The sequence below is a fragment of the Candidatus Eisenbacteria bacterium genome (assembly GCA_035577985.1).
Lineage (GTDB): Bacteria > Desulfobacterota > Binatia > DP-6 > DP-6 > DATJZY01.
The window spans coordinates 21,987-39,344 of the sequence record DATJZY010000025.1 but is presented as its reverse complement, the minus strand read 5'-3'; the positions used below and the strand labels follow the sequence as shown (position 1 = coordinate 39,344).

The window sequence follows — 17,358 nt, the reverse complement described above, 5'->3', positions numbered from 1 at the left end:
ACATATAAGGAGGCGCATGGCAACGCTGGACAGCTTCGAGACACGCGACACCCTCGACGTCGGCGGCACGCGCTTCGCCATCTCGCGCGTCTCGAAGCTCGGCGATCGCGTGGCGAAGCTGCCGTTCTCGCTCCGCGTGCTGCTCGAGAACCTCCTGCGCCGCGAGGACGGCCGCAGCGTCACGCGCGAGCACATCGAGGCGCTGCTCGCCTGGGACCCGAAGAAGACGCCCGAGCGCGAGATCCCGTTCATGCCCGCGCGCGTGATCCTGCAGGACTTCACGGGCGTACCGTGCGTCGTCGATCTCGCCGCCATGCGCGACGCGATGGTGAAGATGGGCGGAGACCCGAAGCGCATCAACCCGCTCGCGGCGGTCGACCTCGTCATCGACCACTCCGTGCAGGTCGACGTCTTCGGCACGCCCACGGCCTTCGCGCAGAACGTGAAGATCGAGTACGAGCGCAACCGCGAGCGGTACGCGTTCCTGCGCTGGGGGCAGCAGGCGTTCGCGAACTTCCGCGTCGTCCCGCCGGGAACGGGGATCGTGCACCAGGTGAACCTCGAGTACCTGGCGCCGGTCGTCGCGACCGCCGGACGGAACGGGCAGCAGGCCGCGTATCCCGACACGGTCCTCGGCACCGACTCGCACACCACCATGATCAACGGCCTCGGCGTCGTCGGCTGGGGCGTGGGCGGCATCGAGGCCGAGGCGGCGATGCTGGGACAGCCCACCGTCATGCTGATCCCGCAGGTGGTCGGCTTCCGTTTGACGGGCACGCTCGCCGAGGGCGCGACGGCGACCGACGTCGTCCTCACCTGCACCGAGATGCTGCGCAAGAAGGGCGTGGTCGGAAAGTTCGTCGAGTTCTTCGGCCCGGGCGTCGAGCACCTCGCCGTCGCCGATCGCGCGACGATCGCGAACATGGCGCCCGAGTACGGCGCCACGATCGGCTTCTTCCCCGTCGACGACGAAACGCTCACCTATCTGCGCCTCTCGGGTCGCGACGACGGTCGCGTGCGGCTCGCCGAGGCGTACTACCGGGCGCAGGGACTCTTCCGCACCAAGGACACGCCCGCGCCCGTCTTCAGCGACACGCTCGAGCTGGACCTCGGCACGGTGGTGCCGAGCCTCGCCGGCCCGAAGCGGCCGCAGGACCGCGTGCCGCTCTCGACCATGAAGACGTCGTGGCAGGCGGCGCGCGCCGAGTACCTGAAGGACAAGGGCGATCCGGCGAAGACCATGCCCGTCGAGATGGGTGGGCAGAAGGGATCGATCGGCCACGGCGCGGTCGTCATCGCCGCCATCACGAGCTGCACGAACACGTCGAACCCGGCCGTGATGCTCGGCGCCGGGCTCCTCGCACGCAAGGCCGCGTCGCGCGGCCTGCGCGTGAAGCCGTGGGTGAAGACGAGCCTCGCGCCGGGGTCGAAGGTCGTGACCCGCTACCTCCAGGCGAGCGGCACGCTCGCCGACCTGGAGGCGCTCGGCTTCAACCTCGTCGGCTACGGCTGCACGACCTGCATCGGCAACTCGGGTCCGCTGCCGGAGCCGGTGGCGACCGCGATCGAGCAGGGCGACCTCGCCGTCGCCGCGGTGCTGTCGGGCAATCGCAACTTCGAGGGCCGCGTGAATCCGCTCACGCGCGCGAACTACCTGGCGTCGCCGCCGCTGGTCGTCGCCTACGCTCTCGCGGGCACCGTCGACTGGGATCCGGCGAAGGATCCGATCGGGACCGATCCCGGCGGCAAGGCGGTCTACTTCCGCGACATCTGGCCGTCCAACGCCGAGGTGCGCGACGCGGTGCGGACCGTCACGGCCGCGCTCTTCCGCGACGAGTACGGCCGCGTCTTCGAAGGCGACCAGCTCTGGCGCGGCATGCCGGTGCCGACCGGCGACCGCTACGCGTGGGACGCCGCCTCGACGTACATCAAGGCGCCGCCCTTCTTCGAGGGCATGCCGAGGACGGCGGGCTCGCCGGGCGACGTCCGCGGTGCACGCTGTCTCGCGCTCCTCGGCGACTCGATCACGACCGACCACATCTCGCCGGCGGGCTCGATCAAGGCCGACAGCCCGGCGGGGCGCTACCTGCAGTCGCTCGGCGTCGGACCGAAGGACTTCAACTCCTACGGCGCGCGGCGCGGCAACCACGAGGTCATGATGCGGGGGACGTTCGCGAACATCCGCATCAAGAACCAGCTCGTCCCCGGCGTCGAGGGCGGCGTCACCGTGCACATCCCGTCGGGCGAACGGCTCGCGATCTACGACGCGGCGATGAAGTACAAGGCCGACGGCACGCCGCTCGTCGTCATCGCCGGCAAGGAGTACGGCACCGGCTCGTCGCGCGATTGGGCGGCCAAGGGCACCTTGCTGCTCGGCGTGCGCGCGGTCATCGCCGAGAGCTACGAGCGCATCCACCGCTCGAACCTGGTCGGCATGGGCGTGCTCCCGCTCGAGTTCCGCGCCGGCGAGAGCGCGCGCGCGCTCGGGCTGACCGGGCGCGAGACGTTCGACGTCGCCGGCATCGCCGAGGGCCTGCGCCCCGGCAAGCCGCTCACGGTGACGGCGCGGGGCGAGGACGGCACGACGAAGGCGTTCACCGTCACGGCGCGCGTCGACACGCCGGACGACGTCGAGTACTACCGGCACGGCGGGCTGCTGCCGTACGTGCTGCGCGGCCTGCTCGGGGCGTAGCAGGTCGCCATCCTCGACGGCGGCGAGACGGCGGAGGATCGCGAGCGCGGCTGGGGCGAGACCCTCGACAAGCTTCCCGCGGTGCTCGCCGTCTAGCGTCACATCGCGGCGACCGCGTACGCGAGCCCGCGAAGCTCGCGTACCTGCTCGTCGATGCGGAACGGAGCGGCGAAGCGCCGCCGCAGCTCCGCGCGTCCGAAGAGCCGCACGACCTCGGGCATCGATCCCGCGAGGCGCGCGCCCAGGAGGCGATGCAGCGTGCGCGCGACCGCACGACCCGCCGGGCCGAGCCGGCTCGCGACGTAGCCCACGTGGCCGATCTCGTCGGCCAGGATCTCGTCGTACAGCAGGCGGATGCGCGCCGCCACGGCGGGCTCGTCGGCGAACAGGGCGACGCCGCGATTGCGGAGCGCGCGGAAGACGACGCAGCCGACCATCTCTGCCATGGCCGTCAGCGGAAGCTGCTGCGCCTCGGGCAGGGCGAGCAGGAGCCGGACGAAGCCCCGCACGACGAGCGCCGGCGGCTTCGGCGTGACCGCGACCCCGAACATCGCCACGACGTCGGCGAGGATGCGCGTGTGGTACACCTCCTGGAGCGCGATGTGGAGGCGCACCGGATCGCTCGTGTCGAGCTTCCCGTAGAGCTCGCCGAGGCCCACGCCGAAGCGCTCGGCCTGGTTCGCCTTCGCGGTGGCGAGGAGCCACAGCATGCGATCGTCGAGCCCCGGTTCGGGACGGCGGCGCGCGAGGTTCCGCGCGAAGACGCCGGCGTCGATCGGACGTGACGACCGCACGGGCTCGCGCTCCAGGCGCTCGAAGAGCGCCTCGCGACGCGAGAGCGTATGGCGGGCGAAGTTCGCCGCGCCGTCGCGCTCGCAGAGGAACCCGAGGTAGCCCTGCTCGGCGGCGGTCACGACGCGCTCCGCACGTCGGCGACGACGAGGATCACGAGGGCGAGCGCAAGCGCCCCGAAGACGAGGGCGCCGGCCCCCAGCCCCGCACATCCCGCCGGAACGACGACGCTTGGAATCCCGCTCCCGATGATCGTGCCGCCCATGGCTGGTCCTCCCTTCACGTCGCACGATACGGATCGGCGCGGACCAGCCACAATCCGCCGGCGGGATCATTTCGCGGCGTCCGGAGCGCCCGGTACGCGCGGGTGGTGCGCCTGGTACGAACGTACTATTGGAGGGCGGCGCGGCGGCGGGGATATTGCTCGGAAGGAGCGCGGCGTGCCGCAGGAGCCCGTAAAGCTGATCCTGGTCGACGATCACCCCGTGTTTCGGGACGGGCTCCGGCAGTGCCTCGAAGCGCGCAAGACGGTGCGCGTGACGGCGGCGGTCGGCAGCGGCGAGGAGCTCTGGAAGGCGATCCGCACCCACGGTCGCCCGCACGCGATCCTGATGGACGTCGAGATGCCGGGCGAGGGCGGCATCGAGCTCACGAAGGCGCTGCACGAGAAGCACCCCGAGGTGCGCGTCGTCATGCTGACGGCGTTCTCGGATTCCGAGCGCGTGTTTGCGGCGCTCAAGGCCGGCGCCGTGGGCTACCTCTTGAAGAACGCGTCGCCCGACGAGATCCGCGACGCGGCGCTGCGCGCCGCGGCCGGCGAGCCGATGCTGTCGGGCGAGATCGCCGGGCGCGTGCTGCGCGAGTTCGAGCGCGAGCGCAAGGAGGAGCACCTGCGCGAGCAGCTCGCAGCGCTCACGACACGCGAGGAGGAGATCCTGAAGCTCCTCGCCACGGGCGAGTCGAACCGCGAGATCGGCCGGCGTCTGTTCATCAGCGAGCAGACGGTGAAGAACCACGTGGCGAGCATCTTCCGGAAGCTGCAGGTGAACGATCGCACGAAGGCCGCGCTCCTCGCCGTGAAGCTCGGGCTCGGCGCCCCGCGACCGGTGTGAGCCCGCGGCTGCGAACGGCGCTCCGCGCGATCGTGATCGCCGCCGGCGCGGCGGTGACGCTCCTCGCCGCGAGCGAGGTGCGCGCCGCCGACTGGCCCATCTATGCGACGTACGTCGCGGTCGCGACCGTGCTGTACCTCTTCTACGTCGAGGTGCTGCCGAACATGCCGCTGCCGATCCCGGGCCTCGCGGCGACCATCGGCTTTCTCTACGTCGGCGGGCTTCCGATCGTGCTGTTCCAGATCGTGGCGTCGGTGCTCTCGTACTTCCTCTATCAGGCGCTTCCGGAGCGCTGGCAGCGATGGGCCCACCCGGGCGTCACGACGGCGCAGCCCGTGGCGCGGCGCGGGACGGGCGAGTTCGTGTTCGGACCCGACTGGGGCGCGTTCCTGATCGGGCTCGCCGCGCGCGCGTGGATCGCGGGCGCGATCGCGCCCGGCGAGCGCCCGACGGCGCACCCCGGCGTGATGGCGATCGCGGAGCTCGGCAGCTACGTCGTCTGGGCGTCGGTATCCGCGCTACCGATCTACGCCTTCCGCTCGCCCATCTGGGCGATGGCGGAGCGCGGCTTCCAGCCGCTCCTGCAGGACATGTTCGTGATCTTCGTGCTGGGGCTCACGCCCTTCGTGTTCATGATCGCGTACGGCTACCAGGCGCACGGCCTGCCGGGCGCGGCCCTGTGGGCGCTCTCGACGATCGGGCTCCACGCGCTGCTGAAGAGCCTCCACGAGCGTCGCGTCGGGATGGAGGCGCTCAACCGCGAGCTCGAGCACCGCGAGCGCCTCTCGGCCATCGGCAGGATGTCGTCGGTCGTCTCGCACCAGATCCTGCAGCAGCTGGGGATCATCCGTCTCTACACCGACCTCATCCGCAATGGCGACGCGACGGGCGATCCCGCGGCGGCCGTCGGTCGGGCGAAGGCGAACGCCGGCCGCGTCGAGGACGCGCTCGACGGCGTCAACCGCGTGATGACGGACCTGCTCGTCTTCAGCCGCGACCTGCGGCTCAACCTCTACGAGCACGCGCTGGGCGACCTGCTCGCCGAGTGCGTGGCCGAGTGCGAGCCGCAGGCGACGGAGCGCGGTGTCGCGCTGCGGCTCGAGTGCGAGCCGGACCTGCGCGTCACGATCGACAAGCTGAAGGTGAAGCAGGCGGTCGCGAACGTGATCCGCAACGCGGTCGAGGTCTCGCCGGCGGGCACGGCGGTGCTCGTCCAGGGCGCTCGGCGGGACGAGGCGATCGAGGTGACCGTCATCGATCGCGGCCCCGGCATCCCCGAGCCAGAGCGCGCCGCCATCTTCATGCCGTTCTTCACCACCAAGGAGACCGGGACCGGGCTCGGGCTCGCCATCGCGCGCGAGTTCGTGGTCGCGCACGGTGGCGAGATCCGAGTCGACGGTCGGGCGGGGGACGGGGCGTGCTTTGTCGTGCGACTGCCGCTACGTCCGGGGGCCTGAGCTACGCGGCGACGGTGCGGGCCGTCATGCGCGCGTCCGCTTCGACACGACGCGGGCCCAGGACGAGGTAGGAGAGGGGACCGACGCTCCCGAAGGCGAGCGTCAGGAGCGCGTAGGGAAGCCACGCGCGCCCGTGGGCGCGCGCGTCCTCCCACATCCAGGCGGCGACGAGGCCGAGCGCGATGCACGCATCGGCGAACAGGGTCGTCGTCGCCAGGTTCGCGAAGCAGAGCGCCAGGCTCCCCTCGAACCCGTGGGTGTAGATCGTGTAGGCCGTGAGCGCCGCGAAGTCGGCGAGCACGATCCCGAGAGCGATCCGTCGTCCGTTGGTCATGTGAACCTCCTTGGCAGGATGGCAGTCCAATTCCCGTGCCGCCGCGCCGGCCCCACGCCGCGTGCGGCTGGTCCCGGCGCGTGTGGCGGCGGCGCCACGGCCCGTAGCGGCGGCGCCGCGGGCCGCCGTTGCAGGCCGGAGAAGGACTGGGGGAGAATCCCTCGCCGTGGGCGGCCCGCAGGTTGCAGACGCTCGGAGCATGCTCGCACGACTCCTCGTCCCCGGTAGCCTTCGCTGGTGGGGAACGGCCCTCGGCGTCGTCATCAGCGTCGGCGATGCGGCGATGCTCTCGTTCTTCGGGACGAGCTTCACCCTGGGCGGCCGCGACGTCTTCTGGCTCGTCTCGGCCTGGTTCGGGGGCACGGGCGGGCTCCTCGGCTTCCTGCTCGGCGACGCGATCGAGCTGCGACGTCGCGAGCGCGCGGCCGCCGAGGCGCTCGCCGGCGCACGCACCCGGCTCGCGCAGAGCGAGAAACTGGCGGCGCTGGGCCAGCTCGCCGCCGCGATCGCACACGAGGTGCGGAACCCCCTCGCCGTCGTGCGCTCGGCCGCGCAAGGGATCACCGAGACGCTGCCCGCCGACGACGTGAACGGGCGGCGATCGGCGTCGTTCATCATCGCGGAGGTCGACCGCCTGGCGAGCGTCGTGAGCTCGCTGCTCGCGTTCGCGCGTCCGCTCCAGATCCAGCTCCGTCCCGTGCCGCTCGACGACGTGGTCGCGCGTGCGGCGGATCTCGCCCAGGGCGAGCTGGCGGCGAAGGGGGTCGGCCTCCAGCGCGACGAGCCGTCGGTGCTTCCCGTCATCACGGCCGACGGCGATCTCGTCTGCCAGGTGCTGCTGGGTCTCCTTTCGAACGCCGCCGAGGCCGCCCCCGCCGGTGGCGAGGTCACGCTGAGCGCGCGTGCCGAGAACGGCGCCGTCCGCATCGCCGTTGCCGACAACGGCCCCGGCGTGAAGGAGGAGATCCGCGGGCGCATCTTCGAGCCCTTCTTCACGACCCGCTCGCGCGGCACCGGCCTCGGCCTCGCCGTCGCGCGCCACATCGTCGAAGCCCACGGCGGCCGCATCGAAGTGGGCGACCGCCCCGGCGGCGGCGCCTGCTTCACGGTGCTGCTGCCCCTGGAGGCCGCGTGAAACGCGGCCGACGCCCACCGGAGCGCCGCGCCACGGGCGCGGCGCGCACGCCATGAGCACCCGCGTCCTCGTCGTCGACGACGAGCCTCGCATGGCCGAGGTGATGGCGGCGGCGCTCGCGCGCGCGGGACACGAGTGCACGGTCTGCACCTCCGGCGCGCAGGCGCTCGGGACGCTCGAGGAGCGCGGTGCCGACGTGGTCGTGACCGACTGGAAGATGCCCGACATGGACGGCCTCGCGCTGCTGCGCGCCGTGCACGCGAAGCGGCCCGGGTTGCCCGTGATCCTCGTCACGGCGCACGGCACGGTGCCCGCGGCGGTGGCGGCGATGCGCGAGGGCGCCTTCGACTACGTGACCAAGCCCTTCGACAACGACGAGCTGCGCGCGCTGGTCGCGCGTGCGCTCGATCTCGTGCGCCTCGAGCGCGAGAACCAGTACCTGCGCCAGGAGGTGGGCTCACGCTACGGGCCCGACGCCATCGTGGCCGAGAGCCCGCAGGGCCGCGCCATGCTCGAGCTCGTGAAGCGCGTCGCGCCGAGCCGCGCGGCCGTGCTCATCCAGGGCGAGAGCGGAACGGGGAAGGAGCTGGTGGCGCGCCTGCTGCACTTCTGGAGCGATCGCGTCGGACGGCCGTTCGTCGCGGTCAACATGAAGGCGTTCGCCGAGAGCGTCATCGAGAGCGAGCTCTTCGGACACGAGCGCGGCGCGTTCACCGGCGCCGTCGCCGCGCGCGCGGGCTGCTTCGAGCGCGCGCACGGCGGCACGCTCTTCCTGGACGAGATCGGCGAGATCGGCGCCGACGTGCAGGCGAAGCTCCTGCGCGTCGTGCAGGACGGCGAGGTGCTGCCGGTCGGCGGCACCAGATCGCGCCGGGCGGACGTGCGGCTCGTGACCGCCACCAATCGCGTCCTGCGCGACGAGGTGACGGCCGGCCGGTTCCGCGAGGATCTGTACTTCCGCCTGAACGTGATCCCGATCCAGCTCGTCCCGCTCCGCGAGCGGCCGGGCGACGTCCTCCCGCTCGCGCGCCACTTCCTCGCCCGCCACGCCAGCGAGGCCGGGCGGCGTCTCGAGTTCTCGGCCGAGGCGGAGGACGTCCTGCGGGCACACCCCTGGCCCGGCAACGTCCGGGAGCTCGAGAACGCCATCGAGCGCGCGGTCGTGCTGGCCCGAGACGCCATGGTCACGCCCGAGGACCTCCTACTGGAGCAGGGGACGCGGGGGGCGGGGGCCGTCCCCGCCGAAGGCACCCTCCAGGAATGCCTCGACGGCGCCTCGGCGGCCCGCATCCGGGCGGCCCTGTCGGCGGCCGGGGGCGAGCGCACGGCCGCGGCAAAGGCGCTGGGGGTCGATCGGACCACGCTATATCGCCTGATGCGGCGTCTGGGGCTCTGACCCCCAGGGCTCCGAAGCGTTGTCAGGAGCTGCGTGACCGGCATATCATGCCAGCATGCAGACCCTGAAGGCGCGGGTGCGCGCTGGCCGCCTGGTACTGGACGAGCCCACCCGGCTTCCCGAGGGTACCGAGATCGAGCTCACTACGACCGAGCGCGGCGACGACCTCGATGCGCAGGAACGGGCCGCGCTGCACACGGCGCTGGCCGACGCGTGGCAGAGCGCCACGCGGGGCGAAACCAAGCCGGCCAAGCAGCTGGCGACGAAGCTTCGCAAGCGCGCGTGAAAGTCAGGGTCCGAACGACCCGCCAGGCGGACGAGCAGGCCCTCCGCGTCGCCGATTGGTGGCGCGAGCATCGTACCGCCGCCCCCACCGTGTTCGTCGACGAGCTGGTCGGGGCGATCGCCCTCCTGGAGGACGCGCCCGACATCGGCCGCCGCTATCGCCGCGCCAAGGTGCCCGGCCTGCGCCGCCTCTTGCTCCCGCGCTCGGCCCACCACGTCTACTACGTGCACGACGCGACCGCGGGCGAGGTGGTCCTCCTCGCCATGTGGGCGGCGGTCCGACGAGCCGGCGTACCCCTGCACTGAGGAGCGCCCGGGACGGTGCCGCTCGACCAGTACCGTCGCAAGCGGGACTTCCGTCGTACGCCCGAGCCGCAGGGCGGTCACGCGCGCGGCCCGGGGCTGGCATACGTGATCCAGAAGCACGCCGCCCGCCGGCTCCACTACGACTTCCGCCTCGAGCTGGACGGAACGCTGAAGAGCTGGGCCGTCCCGAAGGGCCCGAGCCTCGATCCATCGGAGAAGCGTCTCGCCGTGCACGTGGAGGATCACCCGCTCGACTACGGCAGCTTCGAGGGGGTGATCCCGCCGGGACAGTACGGGGCGGGCAGCGTCGTGCTGTGGGATCGCGGGCGCTGGGTGCCGCGCGAAGACCCTCACGAGGGCTACGCCAAGGGGAAGCTCAAGTTCGAGCTGATCGGTGAGAAGCTTCGCGGCGGGTGGACGCTCGCGCGCATGGGCGGTCGCGCGGGCGAAGGCGGCAAGAACTGGCTCCTTCTGAAGGAGCGCGACGGCGCCGCGCGGCCGCTTTCCGAGGGCGACGTCCTGGAGGAGCGGCCGGAGAGCGTCGCCGGCGATCCGCCGGCCGCCGACGCGCCCCACGCGAAGCTGCCCGCCAAGCTCTCGCCCCAGCTCGCGACCCTCGCCTCGGAGCCACCCGCGGGCGACGAGTGGATCCACGAGCTCAAGTACGACGGCTATCGCGCCCTCTGCCGGATAGAGCACGGCCGCGCGCGCCTCTTCTCGCGCAGCGGCAAGGAGTGGACGAAGGAGATGGCGCCGATCGCCGCCGCCGCGGCGACGTTGCCGGCGGAGAGCGCCTGGCTCGACGGCGAGGTCGTGGTGCTGCAGCCCGACGGTCGCACGAGCTTCCAGGCGCTGCAGAACGCGCTCTCGACCGGTCGCGCCGACGCGCTCGCCTACTACGTCTTCGACCTGCCGTACGCCGACGGCCGCGATCTCCGCAAGGTGCCGCTCCACGCGCGCAAGCAGGAGCTGGCGGCGCTCCTCGCACAGGCGGGCGCGGCTCGCAGCCTCCTGCGCTACTCCGATCACGTCGACGGCAACGGCGCCGCGTTCCTGCGCCACGCGACGAAGCTCGGCGTCGAGGGCATCGTGTCGAAGCGGCGCGACGCCGCGTACGAGAGCCGCCGCACGACGACGTGGCTGAAGGTGCGGCTCTTGAAGCGCCAGGAGTTCGTGATCGGCGGCTTCACCGATCCCGCCGGCAGCCGGACGGGGCTCGGGGCGCTGCTCCTCGGCGTGTACGACGGCAGGAAGCTCGTCTACGTCGGGCGCGTCGGCACGGGCTTCGACGACCGCACGCTGCGCGCCCTGCGCGCGCGCCTGGAGAAGCTGGAGATCGCGGAGTCGCCGTTCGAGTCGAGCGAGGTGGCGCCGCCCAAGGGCAGCCACTTCACGCGTCCCGAGCTGGTCGGCGAGGTCGCGTTCACCGAGTGGACGGGCGACGGCCAGCTCCGCCATCCGACCTTCCAGGGGCTGCGCGAGGACAAGCGAGCCCACGACGTGGTACGCGAGCGAGCAGCCGTGCTACCGCCTCGCAACCAGGCGACGCAGGTCGCGGGCGTGCGCCTCACACACCCCGAGCGGGTCCTCTACCCCGAGGTCGGGGTGACGAAGCTCGAGCTGGCGCAGTTCTACGAGTCGATCGCGCGCTGGATCCTGCCGCACCTGGCCGGCCGTCCGCTCTCGCTCCTGCGCGCGCCGGACGGTCTTGCCGGCGAGCAGTTCTTTCACAAGCACATCGGCAAGGGCTGGCCCGACGCGCTCCGGCGCGTGAAGGTGCGCGAGGGCGGTCGCGAGGTGACGTACGCGGCCGTCGACGACGCGGCGGGCCTGGTCGCGCTCGCGCAGATGGACGTGCTCGAGATCCATCCGTGGGGATCGCGGCACGACCAGATCGAGCATCCCGACCGCATGATCCTGGACCTCGACCCCGATCCCGATCTGCCGTGGCGTCGCATCGTCGAGGCCGCGGCCCACGTGCGCGTCTTCCTGCACGACATGGGACTCACGAGCTTCGTCAAGACGACGGGCGGGAAGGGGCTGCACGTGGTGGTGCCGATCGCGCGGCGGCTCGAGTGGGACGAGGTGAAGGACTTCGCCGGCGGCGTGGCGCGCGTCCTCGCGCGGCGCGACCGGGATCTCTTCACGGCGTCCATGTCGAAGTCGGCGCGGACGGGCAAGGTGTTCGTCGACTACGTGCGCAACGCGCGCGGCCAGACCGCCGTGGCGGCGTACTCGACGCGCGCACGGCCGACCGCGCCGGTGTCGACGCCGCTGCGCTGGGACGAGCTGCTCGCCGAGACGTCGGCCGACCGGTGGACGGTGCGGAACCTCGGGCGCCGGCTCGCGGCGGCCAAGCGCGACCCGTGGGCGGGCTTTGCGACGCTGCGGCAGGGGATCACGGCGGAGATGCGGAGCGAGCTCGGCGGCTCCGAGTGAAGGGGGTCGCTGGCGCGCAATGTGCTGTCAACCCGGAAAACCGGGAATTCCGAAGGCGATCCGCGCCACAATGCCCGAGCATTTCCAGGACACCGCACCACTTCCACCCAACTGACGACAGAACGGGAGGGGCGTTCCATGGGCTCACGTGCGCTCATCTGGTCGGCATTGGCCGCCTTCGTGATCTACCTGGGCGGCGTGATCGTGCTGGGCGAGCCACCCGGTGCGGGCGCCACCGGCGCGGAGGTGGTGTCCTGGTTTCGCGAGCATCGCGACGCCGCGCGCTGGTTCGTGTGGGCGGGTCCCGTGAGCGCGCCGTTCGTCGCGGTGATGTTCGCGCTCCAGCGCCGCCTGATCCCGGCGCCGCATCGCGACGTGTTCCTTCTGGGCGCGGTCGGCATCGTCGCCACCATTCCCGTGCAGTCGTGGACATGGGGCGGCCTCGCGCTGCACGCCGACCGCCTCGAGCCTGCGACGGCGCGCGCGCTGCTCGACGTCGCCATGTTCTGGGGACCCGTTCTCACGGGATCGACGCTGACGCTGATGGCGCCGGTGACGCTCCTCGCCCTGCGCGGCGAGGCCGGGCTGCCGAGATGGCTCGGCGTCCTGGGTGCGATCGCCATCGTCGAGCAGCTCGTCGAGACGATCACGATCTTCGGCGAGACCGGCTTCACCGAGCCGGGCGGTGCGATGAACCTACAGCTCGGCGCAGGGCTCGTGTGGGCGTGGATCCTGGCGTTCGCGATCTGGGGAGGAGTGCGAGGGAGGGCGGCGGCGACCGTTCGAGCCTAGGATCGCCAGCCGCACACTCCCCGGCGACGACCGCTACTTCTTGATCTTCAGGTCGACGCCGGCACCGCCGAGCGTCACCTTCACGCCCTGGGTCGTGGACACCAGATCCACCTCGACCCCGTTCTGGTTTCGCATGGCGGCCACGCTGCCGCCGCCGCCGATGGCCGCGCCGGCGGCCACCGCGGTGTAGTTGCCGTCGAAGTCGGACAGCTTCTTCAGGTTGTACACCTTGCCGGTCGCCTCGATCTTGGTGACCCCGACGTCCCCGACCGAGAGACCGGAGACCGAGATCGGGTAGTGTTTTCCTTTGTAGGTGAGGGTACCGCTGCCCCAGCTGAATCCGATGCCCGCGGCAACCGAACCTTCGCTCAGCCGGAGGGTCGCATCCGGCGCCTTGCTCTTCGCGTGGGCCAGACCGACCGCCAATCCCAGGGCCACGATCGTCATCAGCTTCGTCATCCGTCGCATTCAGGCTTCTCCTTCTGGTTGGGGGGGGGACGTTCGTCCTCCCCTTCCGTCATCGGCGCTCCTGCGTCAATGGTCTGCGGCACATGGCCGAGCGCACGACCGGGGCGGCCCGCTTCCCGCGGGAGCCGATCGACAGCCTGATCGAGCCGATCGAGCGCTTCATGCACGTCGAGGCGGCGGGCGGCATCGTGCTCCTCGCCTGCACCGTCATCGCGCTCGCGATCGCGAACTCGCCGTTCGGCGAGGCGTACCACCACTTCTGGGAGACGGAGGTCGGGATCACGGTGGGCGGGCTGCGGCTCAGCCACTCGCTCGAGCACTGGATCAACGACGGTCTCATGGCTCTCTTCTTCTTCGTCGTCGGGCTCGAGGTGAAGCGGGAGCTCGTGCTGGGCGAGCTGCGCGATCCACGGCGCGCCGTGCTGCCGCTCGCCGCCGCCGTCGGCGGCATGGCCGTCCCCGCCGCCGTCTTCCTGGCGCTCCAGTCCGGAGGTCCGGCGCAACGCGGGTGGGGCATCCCCATGGCGACCGACATCGCATTCGTCGTCGGCTGCATGGCCGTTCTCGGGACGCGCGTCTCGCACGGTCTGCGCGTCATGATCCTCACGCTCGCGATCGCCGACGACATCGGCGCCATCCTGGTGATTGCGTTCGGCTACAGCACGGGGATCCACGTGGTTCCGCTCGTACTGGGGGCCGCCGGCGCCGCGGCAATCGTCGCGCTGGCGCGCCTCGGTGTCCGCTCGTTCGGCGTGTACACGCTGGTCGGTGCGCTCGTCTGGCTCGCGTTCCTGCAGTCGGGGATCCACGCCACGCTGGCGGGGGTGGTGATCGGGCTTCTCACCCCGGCGCGTGCGTACTTGAACGAGAGCGCGTTCGCGCATTTTCTCCAGCGCACGGCGGAGATCGTTCGCGGTGGTCCTCCCGACGTCGCGAGCGTGCGCGACCTCGAGCGCGCCACGCGCGAAACCGTCTCGCCGCTCGCGTACCTGGAGACGCGACTCCATCCGTGGGTGGGATTCGTCGTCATGCCGATCTTCGCGCTCGCCAACGCCGGCGTCCCGATCGGCCCGGGCTTGATGTCCGATCCCGTCGCGCTCGCCGTCGCGGCTGGGCTCGTGATCGGGAAGCCCCTCGGCATCGTCGCGACGAGCTGGGTCGCGGTCCGGCTCGGGATCGCACGGCTTCCCGACGGCGTGTCGTGGACTGCGATCGCCGCCGGCGGCTGCCTCGCCGGGATCGGATTCACGATGGCGCTCTTCGTCGCCGGGCTCGCCCTCGAGGGGAGTTCCCTCGAAACGGCCAAGGTCGGGATCCTCGCTGGATCGTTCGTCGCGGCGGTGCTGGGGCTCGGGCTCTTCGTCGCGAGCGCGCCGGCGCGCGCCGAGAGCTGAATCAGCTCGGCGCGCCGGCCGCCGTCGCGTGGGGTGACCATCGCAACTCGGTGCGGGGGGCGTCGTCGGGCGGATACGCGAGCGTCCCCTTGCGGAAGCTCACGAACGCCAGCTCGGGGAGGCTGAAGACGATCCCCTGCAAGCCCGCCCACGACGTCGTCGGTGATAGATGCCGCTCGGGGGAGCGACAACCATCCCGGCTACTTTATGCGTCTCGCCGATTTTGGTAGGCGGCCGGATCGCGCTCGTCATGACGCTGGAATCGAGACTGGCGATCCTCTGCTTCCTCGTCGGCTCCGCGGCCTACGTGCACTTCCGCGGCCGCGCGCGGCTCCCGCTGCGGCGCCAGCTCACGGACCACTCGACGTTCGCGGCGCCGTACAACGTACTCGTCTATCTGTTCTCGGCGGTTCCGCGCCGCCCGCGGCTCGACGTCGCCGACTTTCCGCACCTGGCCCCGCTGCGCGAGCACTGGCGGGAGATCCGCGACGAAGCACTCCGGCTCCGCGACGGCGCGCACATCCGCGCGGCCGAGAAGCGTAACGACATCGCCTTCAACGCCTTCTTCCAGCGCGGATGGAAGCGCTTCTACGTCAAGTGGTACGACGACGTGCTGCCGTCGGCACGGGCGCTCTGCCCGCGGACGGTCGAGCTGGTCGAGTCCATCCCGGAGGTCAATGCAGCGCTCTTCGCGTTCCTGCCGGCCGGCGGCAAGCTCGCTCCACACCGCGATCCGTTCGCAGGCTCGCTGCGCTACCACCTGGGCCTCGTGACGCCCAACTCCGACGCCTGCCGCATCTGGATCGACGGAGAGCCGTATTCGTGGCGCGACGGCGAGGACGTGGTGTTCGACGAGACGTTCGTCCATCGCGCCCTCAACGCGACCGACCAGGACCGGATCATCCTCTTCTGCGACGTCGAGCGCCCGCTGCGCACGCCCGTCGCGCGGGCGGCGAACCGGTTCGTCGCGCGGAAGATCCTGAAGGTGACGGCGGCGCAGAACGTGCCGACCGAGAAGGTCGGGCTCGTGAACCGCGTCTCGGCGCTCATCTACTGGTATCGCGGCTTCCTGCGACGGGCGAAGAAGGTGAACCGCACGGCGTACTACGCGGTCGAGTACGCGGTGCTGGGGGCGCTGCTCTACCTGATCTTCTTCGCCGTCCGCGCCGGGCGCTGACGCGCGCGCTACGGCTCGGCGAGCGGCTCGACCGACGCCACCAGGAAGTCGGGCTGGCCCGCGAGCCACATCCCGATGATCCGAAGGCGCGCGCAGAGGACGAAGAGCAGAAGCAGCCGGCGGCGCGTCGTCATGGCGGCGGCTTCGCCGGCGCGTCGCGTCCGTCGGCGACCGCAACGCCGTTCTTGCCGCCGAACTTGGCGCGGTACATGGCCCGATCGGCGGCGCGGAAGAGGCTCTCCGCGTCGGACCCGTGCGTCGGGAACGTGGCGACGCCGACGCTGGCGGTGAGCGTCGTGATGTCGTTCTCCATCCCGTCGGGCTTCGCGCACGCCGCCACGGCGGCGCGGATCTGCTCGGCGACGGCCCGCGCGGCCTCGGTCGCGGTCGCCGGCATGACCACCACGAACTCGTCGCCGCCGAAGCGGGCCGCCACGTCGCCTGGGCGGATGCGCTCGGAGATGAGGCGGCCGACCGTGGCGATGGCCCGGCTGCCGACGAGGTGGCCGTCGCGATCCACCACGCCCTTCAACCCGTCGAGGTCGAGCACGAGTAGCGAGACGGGGCCGCCGTGGGCGAGCGCCGCCGGGAGCACGGCCCCGAAGTGTCGCGTGTTGCCGAGCCCCGTGAGGTCGTCGGTGATCGAGGCGACCTCGACCCGATGGTAGAGCTGCGCGTTGGCGATCGCGATCGCCGCCTGGCCGGCGAGCGCTCCGACGAGGCGGAGCTGATCCGGCGTGAAGCGCGGCCCGTCGAGGTTGTTGATGACCTGCAGGACGCCGAGCAGCTCGTCGCGGTGCAGGAGCGGCACGCAGATCATGCTGCGCGGGACGAGCCCGGTCCGGTTCGCCAGCGTGGGATCGTGCCGCGCGTCGGTCGCCGCGTCGTCGAGGCAGACGGCCTCGCGGTGCCGTGCCACCCAGCCGGCGATGCCCTGGTCGAGTCGCAGGCGTACGCCGTCGACGACGCCGGCGCGCAGGACGCGCGAGGAAGTGAAGACGAGCTGCCGCCCCCCGGGGTCGTGGAGGAGGAGCACGGTCGTTCGGCTGGGGACGGCCGACGCGACCCGTGCGAAGACCAGCTCGAGCGCCTCGGCGTCGTGCGCGATGCTGGTCGGATCGAGCGCCGGCGCGAGCTCGGCGGCGACGTCCTCCACCCGCTTTCGATCGGTCGCGTCGAAGGCCCCGCCGTCGTAGCGATCGCGGAGGTCGAGGAGACCGACGCGGCGACCGCCGTGCTGCAGCGCCACCACGAGGCGGCGGGCGTCGGAGCCGATCTCCCGCATGCTCGCGGGCTGCCCGCGGGTCAGCGTCTCCTCGCACAGCGTCTCGCTGGCGACGAAGACGAGCTCGGCACGCGCGGCATCGTAGAGCAGGAGCGAGAGCCCCTCGGCGGACGTGACGCTCTTGATGCGGGCGAGCACCGTCCGCACGAGCTGTGCCAGGTCGAGCGTGGAGCTGAGCGCCCGAAGGCTCTCGTAGAGGACCTCCAGCTCGTGGACCCGGCGCGCGAGGGCGCCGCCGTCCGGATCAGCCGCCATCGGGTGGGAGATCTATACCAGACGCGCCCGCTTTCACGA

18 protein-coding genes are annotated in these 17,358 nt (G+C 71.7%); 11 read left to right on the top strand and 7 right to left on the bottom strand.

Annotated features, from left to right (window positions below; all coding sequences use genetic code 11):
* Positions 1 to 16 precede the first annotated feature (16 nt).
* Positions 17 to 2,692, top strand: coding sequence for an aconitate hydratase AcnA (acnA, locus tag VMS22_03450; GenBank protein HXJ33070.1), 2,676 nt, complete (start codon positions 17 to 19; stop codon positions 2,690 to 2,692).
* A gap of 98 nt (positions 2,693 to 2,790) precedes the next feature.
* On the opposite strand, the gene VMS22_03445 is transcribed toward acnA, so the two are convergent.
* Both VMS22_03445 and VMS22_03440 read right to left on the bottom strand, forming a co-directional pair.
* A complete protein-coding gene (locus VMS22_03445; protein HXJ33069.1) occupies positions 2,791 to 3,606 on the bottom strand; it encodes a hypothetical protein in 816 nt (271 codons plus the stop codon).
* Positions 3,603 to 3,749, bottom strand: a complete 147-nt coding sequence (locus VMS22_03440; protein HXJ33068.1) for a hypothetical protein — start codon at positions 3,747 to 3,749, stop codon at positions 3,603 to 3,605. The genes VMS22_03445 and VMS22_03440 overlap by 4 nt, the downstream gene beginning before the upstream one ends.
* A 175-nt stretch (positions 3,750 to 3,924) precedes the next feature.
* Between VMS22_03440 and VMS22_03435 the strand changes: the two genes are divergently transcribed.
* Positions 3,925 to 4,596 (top strand): response regulator transcription factor, encoded by a 672-nt coding sequence (locus tag VMS22_03435; protein ID HXJ33067.1) that lies wholly within the window; start codon positions 3,925 to 3,927, stop codon positions 4,594 to 4,596.
* The gene (locus VMS22_03430) at positions 4,593 to 6,053 is read left to right on the top strand and encodes a HAMP domain-containing sensor histidine kinase (GenBank protein HXJ33066.1); all 1,461 of its coding nucleotides are present in this window, start codon (positions 4,593 to 4,595) and stop codon (positions 6,051 to 6,053) included. Before VMS22_03435 ends, VMS22_03430 begins: the two co-directional genes overlap by 4 nt.
* A gap of 1 nt (position 6,054) precedes the next feature.
* Here VMS22_03430 and VMS22_03425 read toward each other — a convergent pair whose 3' ends face one another.
* A complete protein-coding gene (locus VMS22_03425; GenBank protein HXJ33065.1) occupies positions 6,055 to 6,387 on the bottom strand; it encodes a DUF2834 domain-containing protein in 333 nt (110 codons plus the stop codon).
* 199 nt (positions 6,388 to 6,586) lie between these two features.
* On the opposite strand from VMS22_03425, the gene VMS22_03420 reads away from it, so the two are divergent.
* The 6 genes from VMS22_03420 to VMS22_03395 all read left to right on the top strand — a co-directional run bounded on the left by VMS22_03420 (position 6,587) and on the right by VMS22_03395 (position 12,740).
* Entirely contained in the window at positions 6,587 to 7,522 is a 936-nt protein-coding gene (locus VMS22_03420; protein HXJ33064.1) for an ATP-binding protein, read from the top strand.
* A 52-nt stretch (positions 7,523 to 7,574) separates the two neighbouring features.
* The gene (locus tag VMS22_03415; protein ID HXJ33063.1) at positions 7,575 to 8,918 is read left to right on the top strand and encodes a sigma-54 dependent transcriptional regulator; all 1,344 of its coding nucleotides are present in this window, start codon (positions 7,575 to 7,577) and stop codon (positions 8,916 to 8,918) included.
* A gap of 55 nt (positions 8,919 to 8,973) precedes the next feature.
* Entirely contained in the window at positions 8,974 to 9,204 is a 231-nt protein-coding gene (locus VMS22_03410) for a hypothetical protein (GenBank protein HXJ33062.1), read from the top strand.
* Entirely contained in the window at positions 9,201 to 9,509 is a 309-nt protein-coding gene (locus VMS22_03405) for a type II toxin-antitoxin system RelE/ParE family toxin (protein HXJ33061.1), read from the top strand. Before VMS22_03410 ends, VMS22_03405 begins: the two co-directional genes overlap by 4 nt.
* 15 nt (positions 9,510 to 9,524) lie before the next feature.
* Positions 9,525 to 11,948, top strand: coding sequence for a DNA ligase D (ligD, locus tag VMS22_03400; GenBank protein HXJ33060.1), 2,424 nt, complete (start codon positions 9,525 to 9,527; stop codon positions 11,946 to 11,948).
* A gap of 138 nt (positions 11,949 to 12,086) precedes the next feature.
* A complete protein-coding gene (locus VMS22_03395; protein ID HXJ33059.1) occupies positions 12,087 to 12,740 on the top strand; it encodes a hypothetical protein in 654 nt (217 codons plus the stop codon).
* A 33-nt stretch (positions 12,741 to 12,773) separates the two neighbouring features.
* Here VMS22_03395 and VMS22_03390 read toward each other — a convergent pair whose 3' ends face one another.
* Positions 12,774 to 13,208: a DUF1134 domain-containing protein gene (locus VMS22_03390; protein ID HXJ33058.1), complete on the bottom strand. Its 435-nt coding sequence runs from the start codon at positions 13,206 to 13,208 to the stop codon at positions 12,774 to 12,776.
* Between the two features lie 83 nt (positions 13,209 to 13,291).
* Between VMS22_03390 and nhaA the strand changes: the two genes are divergently transcribed.
* Positions 13,292 to 14,602 carry a Na+/H+ antiporter NhaA gene (gene nhaA, locus VMS22_03385; GenBank protein HXJ33057.1) on the top strand — a complete coding sequence of 437 codons (1,311 nt, stop codon included), beginning with the start codon at positions 13,292 to 13,294 and terminating at the stop codon, positions 14,600 to 14,602.
* 1 nt (position 14,603) lies between these two features.
* On the opposite strand, the gene VMS22_03380 is transcribed toward nhaA, so the two are convergent.
* Positions 14,604 to 14,744 carry a hypothetical protein gene (locus VMS22_03380; GenBank protein ID HXJ33056.1) on the bottom strand — a complete coding sequence of 47 codons (141 nt, stop codon included), beginning with the start codon at positions 14,742 to 14,744 and terminating at the stop codon, positions 14,604 to 14,606.
* Between the two features lie 108 nt (positions 14,745 to 14,852).
* On the opposite strand from VMS22_03380, the gene VMS22_03375 reads away from it, so the two are divergent.
* Positions 14,853 to 15,779: an aspartyl/asparaginyl beta-hydroxylase domain-containing protein gene (locus tag VMS22_03375; GenBank protein HXJ33055.1), complete on the top strand. Its 927-nt coding sequence runs from the start codon at positions 14,853 to 14,855 to the stop codon at positions 15,777 to 15,779.
* Between the two features lie 8 nt (positions 15,780 to 15,787).
* Here VMS22_03375 and VMS22_03370 read toward each other — a convergent pair whose 3' ends face one another.
* Both VMS22_03370 and VMS22_03365 read right to left on the bottom strand, forming a co-directional pair.
* Positions 15,788 to 15,913, bottom strand: a complete 126-nt coding sequence (locus VMS22_03370) for a hypothetical protein (GenBank protein HXJ33054.1) — start codon at positions 15,911 to 15,913, stop codon at positions 15,788 to 15,790.
* Positions 15,910 to 17,319 (bottom strand): diguanylate cyclase, encoded by a 1,410-nt coding sequence (locus VMS22_03365; GenBank protein ID HXJ33053.1) that lies wholly within the window; start codon positions 17,317 to 17,319, stop codon positions 15,910 to 15,912. The genes VMS22_03370 and VMS22_03365 overlap by 4 nt, the downstream gene beginning before the upstream one ends.
* Positions 17,320 to 17,358 lie beyond the last annotated feature (39 nt).